The following is an 8,174-nucleotide window of genomic DNA, read 5'->3' as shown; positions in this document are numbered from 1 at the left end:
GGAGCGCCGCCCCCACCTCCGCCTCCTCCGCCACCGCCACCGCCGCCGCCGCCGGTGTGGGTGCCGCCACCGCCGCGGCCGAACGTCGACGTGTGCGCCAACGTCGGCAGGCGCATCAGCGTCAGCGGTTGCATCTGATCGCTTCTCGTGGCCGGACGGACGGCGCGTGATTCACTGACGCCGTGGATCGCGCAGCGTTCAACCGTCTCTTCGACCTCACCGGCCGCACCGTCGTCGTCACCGGTGGCACCCGCGGCATCGGGCTGGCACTCGCCGAGGGGTTCGTCCTCGCAGGCGCCGACGTCGTGGTGGCCAGCCGCAAAGCCGACGCCTGTGAGCAGGCCGCGGCGCACCTGCGCGGACTCGGCGGCCGTGCCATCGGCGTGCCCACGCACCTGGGTGACCTCGAATCCCTCGACGCATTGGTCACCCGCGCCGCCGACGAGTTCGGCGGGATCGACGTGGTGGTCAACAACGCGGCCAACGCGCTCGCCCAACCGCTCGGTGAGATGACGCCGGAGGCGTGGACGAAGTCGTTCGAGGTGAACCTGCGCGGGCCGGTGTTCCTGGTGCAGCAGGCGCTGCCGCACCTCAAGGCCAGCCCCGCGGCGGCGGTGCTCAACACCGTGTCGGTGGGCGCGTTCAACTTCGCGCCCGGGGTGTCCATGTACGCCGCGGGAAAGGCCGCGCTGCTGTCGTTCACGCGGTCGATGGCCGCCGCATACGCCCCGTTCGGCATCCGGGTCAACGCACTGGCCCCGGGCCCCGTCGACACCGACATGATGCGCAACAATCCGACCGAGGTGATCGACGCCATGGCGAACGCGACGCTGCAGAAGCGGCTCGCCTCACCCGACGAGATGGTCGGCGCCGCACTGCTCCTCGTCTCCGACGCGGGCAGTTACCTGACCGGTCAGGCGATCATCGTGGACGGCGGCGGGACTCCCCGCTAGACACCGTGGACCAATCTTTCGACGAACCGGTCGAGCTGGACGGATCGGACAGCACCCGGATCCGCCGTGGCGAAGCCGGCCAGCGCCTGACGCTGCACCCCGGCGGCCTGCTGCTGGCGCGGCGCGGCAAGGTCGCCGAAATCTCCTGGCGCGGCATCGAGAGCATCGAGATGATGCCGATGTCGCCGCGGTGGTCGACGGCCCGCGCGTGGGCGATCCTGGGTCGCAACGGCGCCGTGATCTTCCCGCATGAGTTCGACGAGCAGTGGACGGCCGGGCCGATCGGCGATTGGCTGCGGCACCATCGGCCGGATCTCGACCTGCCCGGACCGACGTCGCTGGCGCCCCTGCCCCTGGGGATCCCGAATCATCAAGTGCCGCTGGTGCTGCTGCCCGGCATCCTCGTCGGCATCGGGGTGGCGACCGTGTCCTTCGGGATGTCCCTGATGATGGCGGCGCTGCTGGTCCTCGGGTGTCTGGGCGCGATACTGCTGATGGTCGTCTCGCCGCGGTGGGAGCGGGTGCCGCGGTATGCGTTGTACGGCCTGTGTGCCGTCCCGGTCCTCATCGCGCTCGTCCTCTGGCTCCTGGAGTGACCGGTCACCGTTGCCGGTGTCGGAACGCCTCACTCGCAGCGGCCATCTCGCCGCTGGTGGATGCCAAAATCTGGCTGCGGTTCTCCACCTGCAGCGCCGTCTCGAGGCAGCCGGCATCCAGGTTCGCCCACAGCACCTGCTTGGTCGACTCCAGGCCGAACTTGCCGTAGCCGCAGAGTGTTTCGGCCACCGCGAGCGCATCGTCGAGCACCGAGCCGTCGCGTGACAGCCGGGAGACGATGCCGAGTCGCAGCGCCTCGGCGGCGTCGACGTCGCGCGCGGTCAGGATCAGGTCGAACGCGGGACCGGCGCCGATGATCCGAGGCAGCGTGTAGCTGACCCCGATGTCACAGCCGCCGAGACCGAGTTTGATGAACTGCGTGCAGAACCGGGCGGATTCGGCGGCGACACGGATGTCGGCGGCCAGGGCGATCGCGAACCCGCCGCCGTAGGCCGGCCCGTTGACGGCGGCGATCACCGGCTGGCGCAACCGGTGCAGCCGCGTGGTGAGCTCCGCGATGCGCTCCTGCCATCGCATCCCCGAGCGCGGAAACTCCGTTCCACCCGCTGCTTCCGGTGGGTTCGGCGCCGTGAGGTCCAGGCCCGAGCAGAATCCGCGGCCCGCTCCGGTGAGCACCACCACCCGGCACTCGTTGTCGGCCACGATGCCGTCGATCGCGATGTGCAGCTCCTCGACGAGCTCGTAGGACAGCGCGTTGAGCTTCTCGGGCCGGTTCAGCGTGATCACGGTGACGTCGGGCCGCGGCCGGGACAGGTCAAGAGTGGGCATGGCCGACACGCTAACGCCCTCGCGCCGGACGTAGGCCTTGAGCGGTCAGTCCGCGCTGCGCCAGCCGGCGATCCCGACGACGATCATCCGCAACTGCTTGATCGCGGTCCGCTTGATCTCGTCGAGGGCGGTGCCGGAGGAGTCTGCGGTGTCCTCGATGGCTTCGGCGATCGAGATCATCGCATTGACGAACAAACTGGCCAGGATGTTCAGGTCCTCGCTGCTCCAGCCGGTCAGGCCGGGGAAGCGGGCGAGGTCGATCGCCAGCTCCGAGGTGATGAGGCGGATCTCGGTGCGGATCGCATAGCGCAGGACGCTGACCCCGCTGGAGCGCTCGCGTCCGATGAAGCGCCAGTGCTCCCGGCGGGCGTGCACTCCGGCGACGAGGATCTCGACCGAGGATTCGATCACCCGGTTGGGATCGAGCTTGCCGGCGCGGGCGCCGCGCAGCATGTCGCGCAGCGACCGGAACGACTCGTCGATGAGGACCAGTCCCAGGGCATCCATCGACTCGAAGTGCCGGTAGAACGCGGTGGGCGCGATGCCTGCGGCGCGGGTCACCTCCCGCAGGCTCAGTGCGCTGAAACTGCGGTTCTCCAGGAGCGCAAGGGACGCGGCGACGATGGCCCTGCGGGTGGCCTCCTTACGCTCCTCGCGCGTGAGGGAATCCCGCGAGCGGGACTTTCCTGACCTGCCTGTATGTGACTTCGGCGAACGACTGTTCACTGTGTGAACCCCACCACTATCTGCACTCATATCATTGACGAACCCTACCGTACTGCTGCACGGTGTACACATGTTCACTCAAACTTTGACGCGGGGCTTTCGAGACAGGGTGCTCGCCTCGCCGCTGGTCGACCTGCTCACGGGGCCGCACGGCGTCGATCGCTACACCGAACTCGTCGCACCGACCTGGACCATGGGCGACGCCCGGGCCAAGGTGATCGCCGTCGCGCGGCAGACGCCGCGCAGCGTGACCCTGACCCTCGAACCGAACCTGGCCTTCCAGGGGTTTCGGGCGGGGCAGCACATCAACCTGTCGGTCGAGATCGACGGCCGTCGCCGCACCCGCTGCTACTCACCGGCCAGCGCCGAAGGCGCCCGCCACATCGAGCTGACGATCGGCCGCCACGACGGGGGCCTGGTCTCGACACACCTGTTCGACCACGCGCGCCCGGGCATGATCGTCGGTCTCGACTCGGTCGGCGGCGACTTCACGCTGCCTGCTGCACGACCGCGGCGCGTCCTCTTCGTCTCCGGCGGCAGCGGCATCACCCCGGTGATGTCGATGCTGCGCACCATGCGAGCCGAGGGGTCGGACCGGAAGGTCGCGTTCGTCCACTACGCCCGCAGCGCGGCTGAGGCCTGCTACCGCGACGAACTCCGGGCCATGTCCGGCGTGCGCGTGCTGCACGGCTTCACCCGCGACACCGCCGGCAGTGACCTCACCGGCCGGTTCGGCGTCGAGCACATCGCCGCCGCGATGCCCGAACCCGACGCGGTCTACGTGTGCGGGCCGCCTGCACTCGTCGCGGCGGTGCGCGAGCACTTCCCCCAGGCGCTTTCGGAGAGCTTCGTGCCGCCGGTGTTCGACCTGTCGGGCGGAGCGACCGGCGGGCGCGTCGCGTTCGCCGACAGCGGAGTCGACGTCACCGACGACGGACGGCCACTGCTCGAACAGGCCGAGTCGGCCGGACTCACCCCGGAGAGCGGATGCCGGATGGGCATCTGCCACAGCTGTACCCGCCGCAAGACCCGCGGCGCCGTCAAGAACCTGATCACCGGCGCGGTGTCGGGCACCGACGAGGAGGACGTGCAGATCTGCGTGTCCGTCCCCGTCGGTGACGTCGACCTCGCGCTCTAAGAAAGGAGAAAAGTCATGACCATCACGACCACTCCCGAGATCACCACACCCGAAACCGACGTCCCCGCCGCGAATCCCGCGCAGAGGACTCTGGAGAAGACCGTCGCCGGCCGCACCATCCGGCTGACACCCGAACAGACCGAGGCCTTCGGCCGCGAACTGGATGCGCTGCGCGAGCGCGTGATCGCCGACCTCGGCGAGCGCGACACCACCTACATCCGGCGCGTCATCAAGGCGCAGCGCACCCTCGAGGTCGGCGGCCGGGCACTGCTGTTCGGTGGCATCTTCCCGCCGTTCTGGTTGGCCGGCACCGCGATGCTCGGGTTGTCGAAGATCATCGACAACATGGAGATCGGCCACAACATCATGCACGGCCAGTACGACTGGACCGGCGATCCGGCCTTGTCGGGCAAGAAGTTCGAGTGGGACACCGCCTGCCCGGCCGACCAGTGGCGGCACTCGCACAACTACATGCACCACACCTACACCAACATCGTCGGCATGGACCGCGACATCGGCTACGGCATCCTGCGGATGAGCGAGGACCAGCGGTGGAAGCCGTACTTCCTGGGCAACCCGGTGTACGCGTTCCTGCTGATGGTGCTGTTCCAGTACGGCGTCGCCCTGCACGAGATGGAGACCGAGCGCATCACGTCCGGTGAGATCTCGATCGCCGACAAGCGTGAGGTGCTGAAGGGTATCTGGGCGAAGACCAAGCGGCAGACCATGAAGGACTACGTGGCGTTCCCGTTGCTGGCCGGCCCGTTCGCACCGTGGGTGTTCACCGGTAACCTGACCGCCAACCTGATGCGCAACGTGTGGTCGTACATGATCATCTTCTGCGGCCACTTCCCGGAGGACGTGCAGGAGTTCAGCATCGAGGAGACCAAGGCCGAGACCCGCGGCCAGTGGTACTTCCGCCAGGTCCTCGGCTCGGCGAACCTCACCGGCGGCAAGCTGTTCCACCTGCTGAGCGGCAACCTGTCGTTCCAGATCGAGCACCACCTGTTCCCCGACATCCCGGCCTTCCGGCACGCCGAGATCTCGACACAGGTGCAGGACATCTGTCGCCGCTACGGCGTTCCGTACAACAGCGGTCCGCTGCCGCGCCAGTTCGCGACCGTGGTGCGCAAGATCGTCCGGCTGGCCCTGCCGAAGTGACCGCCGAGACTGCGGTTGTTGACGCATTTCCCCGGGCGATTTCCGTCAACAACCGTAGTCTCGCGGTGCTGTGTCACCGCTGACAGTTCGGGCACCAGTAACTGATCCGGTCGCCGCTGTCGTCACGGCTGATGGGTGTGCCGCAGCGGCGACACGGCTTTCCGGCCCTGCCGTACACCCAGACGTCGCGTCCGGGCCTGGTGTCGCCGGTGGTGGTGCGATTCCATCGATCCCGGTTGAGCCACAACATGTCGCGTGACCTCTGCACCACCCGGAGCGGATCCTTGATCTCGCCGACGGGTGTGGTGGGCAGATGCCCGAAGACGAAACAGATCTCGTTGGCGTAGACATTTCCGACGCCGGCCATCACCCGCTGGTCCAGCAGCGCCTCCGACAGCGCACGATCGGGGTCGGCGGCCAGATTCGCCGCCGCGATCCGAGGCTCCCAATCCACACCCAGCAGGTCCGGCCCGAGGTGCGCGACGGCGTCGACGTCGTGCGCCCGTTCGAGCACCTCGAGGACGCCCAGGTCGATGCCGGCGGCCTGCACGGCGTCAGCGCCCTCGCCGGCCTCCAGAATGATCCGGATGCGGTGGCCGGCGCGGCTGGGCCGGGAAACCGGGTTGACCTTCCAGCTGCCGTCCATCTTCAGGTGCGAATGGATGCTCGCCGCGCCGATGCGGATGAACAGGTGCTTGCCCCGGGTGAGCACCTCGTCGACGACGTCGCCTCTGAGGTCCACCGCGGCGTACCGCGGCACCCGGACGTCGCAACGCGTCACGGTCTTGCCGACCAGCCCCTCGCGCAGGGCGGTGGCGGTGCGGTAGACGGTGTCGCCCTCGGGCATCGCTGCGCTGCTCCTCGGTAGCGGTGGACGGATATGTCGAAACCTACCGGCCGCCCCATGCGCTCGACGTTCCGCAAACTTTCATTGAAGTTTCAATGGAAGAGATGAAGGGCGGTGACCGTTTGTGACGGATGGCCGCGCCGGCCTGCGTTCTGCCTGCAGGCACCGCTAGACTCAGCGCGGACCTGCGCGATCGCCAGGTGGGGTTGGGAACCTGGTGGGGATGGCAGTGGGCAAACATCGCAAGCATGCGCGTCGGATGAAGCTGGCGCCGGTGGTCACGACGGGTCTGGCGCTTCCAGTGGCCGGAGCGCTGGCCGCCGTGTACGCGACGAACCCGACCATTGCTGACGTGGGATTGGCCGCCGCTACGACGACCATATTCGTCGACGGCACGGTGTCGCCGTTCCTGACGGACAGGGATGATCCCCCCGGTTCGAATCCCCCTGGTTCCAACACGGGACGGATGACGAAGAGCTTCGACGGTCGTTACGACAATTTCCCGAACAACAAGTTCGTCGACTACCCCGGCTCTTTGGGGATTGTGAGCATCCTGAGCCATGGCCTCGGCGCACCGACGTTCGACGAGTCGGAGCAGGAAGCCGTCGACAAGCTCAAGACCGAGATCCTCGCTGACGAGAGCACCGAAACCCTCTACGTCGTCGGCTACTCGCAGGGCGCCAGCGCCGTGGTGCGGGCCATCAAGGACCTCGAAGCAGACGAGGAATCCGGCTACACCCCGGGCAACGTCGTCGTGATCCTCGCGGCCAACCCGCGGCGCAACGACGGCGGTCTGCTGACCCGGTTCCCCGCATTCACGCTGCCCCTCGTCGGCGCAACCTTCGGCGAAGGCACGACGTCCGGCGAGACGAAGATCATCCAGGTCACCAAGCAGTACGACGGGGTGGCCGACGCGCCGGTGTACTTCCTCAACCCGGTCGCCGATGCGAACGCGATCCTGGGCTACGTCTACCTGCACAGCGGCTACTACCAGGATGTGACAGCCACTGACGAACTGCCGGCCAACGGCGCAATCGTCACCGAATACGGCAACGTCACCGACATCTTGATCGAGAACAAGCCCGGCGACCTGCCGCTCACCATGCCGCTGAAGTCGATCGGCGTGCCGGACGAGGTCATCAAGGCGCTGGACCCCTTCCTTCGGGCGGTCATCGAAACCGCCTACGACCGTCCCGGACCCGGTGACGAGTTCCCCAGCGAGCCGGTGCGCTTCAAACTGTTGCCGGGCCCCGACCAGTGGGCAGGTGACGCACAGTCGGTCGCCGCCGGCGCCGTGCAGACCGTCCAGGCGCTGGGCTCTCTGGGATCGCCCGCGGCGACGTCGCAGGGCGGCGACAACGCGCGGACGACCGCCAACACGGCGCCGGCGCCCGCTACCACCGCGGCCGGCTCCGACCTCGGCGCGAAGACAGCCGTCGAGCCGGCGCCGCCGAAGAAGTCGTGGCGCATCAACCGCGTCAAGCCGGCAGCGACGACCGAGCCGACCGAGAAGTCGACGTCCGGGGGATACAAGCCCGGCGACGGACTCCGTTCGGTGCACGGCTCGGTGCGGAAGGCCGTCGAGTCCCTCACCCGCACGAAGTCGGACACCCGCGGCGCGCAGTCCCAGGACGATGCCGACTCCGAGGGCGCAGAGCGATCGGATGCCGGCAGCGGCACCGATCGTTCGTCTACTCCGGCGTCCTGAGGTAACTAGCGCAACCGCAGGCCGCGCGGCGTGCGGCTGAACCCGGCATCGGTCAGCGCCTGCTGCACCGCCGCGTGCTGACCACCGGCACCCGGATCGAGAACGGCAGCGCCGTCGACCTTCTCGACGAGTAGCGACGGCACCCGGCCCGCGGCGACCAGTTCGGCCAGCGCGGCGCCCGCCGCGTGGTGGGCCTCGGCGTCCTGGGTGAAGCTGAGCAGCGACCGGCCGCCGCGCTCGAGGAACCACGTCAGC

The 8,174-nt window shown here is 68.4% G+C and carries 9 protein-coding genes and 1 pseudogene; 6 read left to right on the top strand and 4 right to left on the bottom strand.

The annotated features are described in order from the left end of the window. From Q2100_RS15170 to Q2100_RS15160, 3 genes and pseudogenes are all read left to right on the top strand, one after another. Positions 1-138, top strand: a pseudogene (locus Q2100_RS15170) (RNA-binding protein); the annotation flags it as partial. A gap of 44 nt (positions 139-182) precedes the next feature. Beyond that, positions 183-953, top strand: a complete 771-nt coding sequence (locus Q2100_RS15165) for an SDR family NAD(P)-dependent oxidoreductase (protein ID WP_302914747.1) — start codon at positions 183-185, stop codon at positions 951-953. Between the two features lie 5 nt (positions 954-958). Next, positions 959-1,549, top strand: a complete 591-nt coding sequence (locus Q2100_RS15160; protein ID WP_302914746.1) for a hypothetical protein — start codon at positions 959-961, stop codon at positions 1,547-1,549. Between the two features lie 4 nt (positions 1,550-1,553). Here Q2100_RS15160 and Q2100_RS15155 read toward each other — a convergent pair whose 3' ends face one another. Together Q2100_RS15155 and Q2100_RS15150 are read right to left on the bottom strand one after the other, a co-directional pair. Beyond that, a complete protein-coding gene (locus tag Q2100_RS15155; protein ID WP_302914745.1) occupies positions 1,554-2,339 on the bottom strand; it encodes an enoyl-CoA hydratase/isomerase family protein in 786 nt (261 codons plus the stop codon). Positions 2,340-2,384: 45 nt separating this feature from the next. Continuing rightward, entirely contained in the window at positions 2,385-3,065 is a 681-nt protein-coding gene (locus Q2100_RS15150) for a TetR family transcriptional regulator (RefSeq protein WP_264016294.1), read from the bottom strand. A 70-nt stretch (positions 3,066-3,135) separates the two neighbouring features. On the opposite strand from Q2100_RS15150, the gene Q2100_RS15145 reads away from it, so the two are divergent. Then, positions 3,136-4,203: a ferredoxin reductase gene (locus Q2100_RS15145; protein ID WP_302914744.1), complete on the top strand. Its 1,068-nt coding sequence runs from the start codon at positions 3,136-3,138 to the stop codon at positions 4,201-4,203. A 15-nt stretch (positions 4,204-4,218) separates the two neighbouring features. Continuing rightward, positions 4,219-5,364 (top strand): fatty acid desaturase family protein, encoded by a 1,146-nt coding sequence (locus Q2100_RS15140; protein ID WP_264016292.1) that lies wholly within the window; start codon positions 4,219-4,221, stop codon positions 5,362-5,364. 73 nt (positions 5,365-5,437) lie between these two features. Here Q2100_RS15140 and nei2 read toward each other — a convergent pair whose 3' ends face one another. Then, positions 5,438-6,211, bottom strand: a complete 774-nt coding sequence (nei2, locus tag Q2100_RS15135) for an endonuclease VIII Nei2 (protein ID WP_302914743.1) — start codon at positions 6,209-6,211, stop codon at positions 5,438-5,440. Positions 6,212-6,470: 259 nt separating this feature from the next. Here nei2 and Q2100_RS15130 point away from each other — a divergent pair, with 259 nt between their 5' ends. Then, positions 6,471-7,919, top strand: a complete 1,449-nt coding sequence (locus tag Q2100_RS15130; RefSeq protein ID WP_302914742.1) for a PE-PPE domain-containing protein — start codon at positions 6,471-6,473, stop codon at positions 7,917-7,919. A gap of 5 nt (positions 7,920-7,924) precedes the next feature. Here Q2100_RS15130 and Q2100_RS15125 read toward each other — a convergent pair. Continuing rightward, a partial coding sequence (locus Q2100_RS15125) for a hypothetical protein (protein ID WP_302914741.1) occupies positions 7,925-8,174 on the bottom strand: 250 nt, incomplete at its 5' end.

This window comes from Mycolicibacterium arseniciresistens (assembly GCF_030519285.1).
Classification (GTDB): domain Bacteria; phylum Actinomycetota; class Actinomycetes; order Mycobacteriales; family Mycobacteriaceae; genus Mycobacterium; species Mycobacterium arseniciresistens.
The sequence above is the reverse complement of the archived record's forward strand: the minus strand, read 5'-3'. Positions and strand labels throughout refer to the sequence as shown.

Excerpts from the sequence above, each read along its gene's own strand:
- Q2100_RS15145 (WP_302914744.1), top strand. The coding sequence starts at position 3,136 with ATGTTCACTCAAACTTTGACGCGGGGCTTTCGAGACAGGGTGCTCGCC.
- Q2100_RS15155 (WP_302914745.1), bottom strand. The coding sequence starts at position 2,339 with ATGCCCACTCTTGACCTGTCCCGGCCGCGGCCCGACGTCACCGTGATC.
- Q2100_RS15140 (WP_264016292.1), top strand. The coding sequence starts at position 4,219 with ATGACCATCACGACCACTCCCGAGATCACCACACCCGAAACCGACGTC.
- nei2 (WP_302914743.1), bottom strand. The coding sequence starts at position 6,211 with ATGCCCGAGGGCGACACCGTCTACCGCACCGCCACCGCCCTGCGCGAG.
- Q2100_RS15130 (WP_302914742.1), top strand. The coding sequence starts at position 6,471 with ATGAAGCTGGCGCCGGTGGTCACGACGGGTCTGGCGCTTCCAGTGGCC.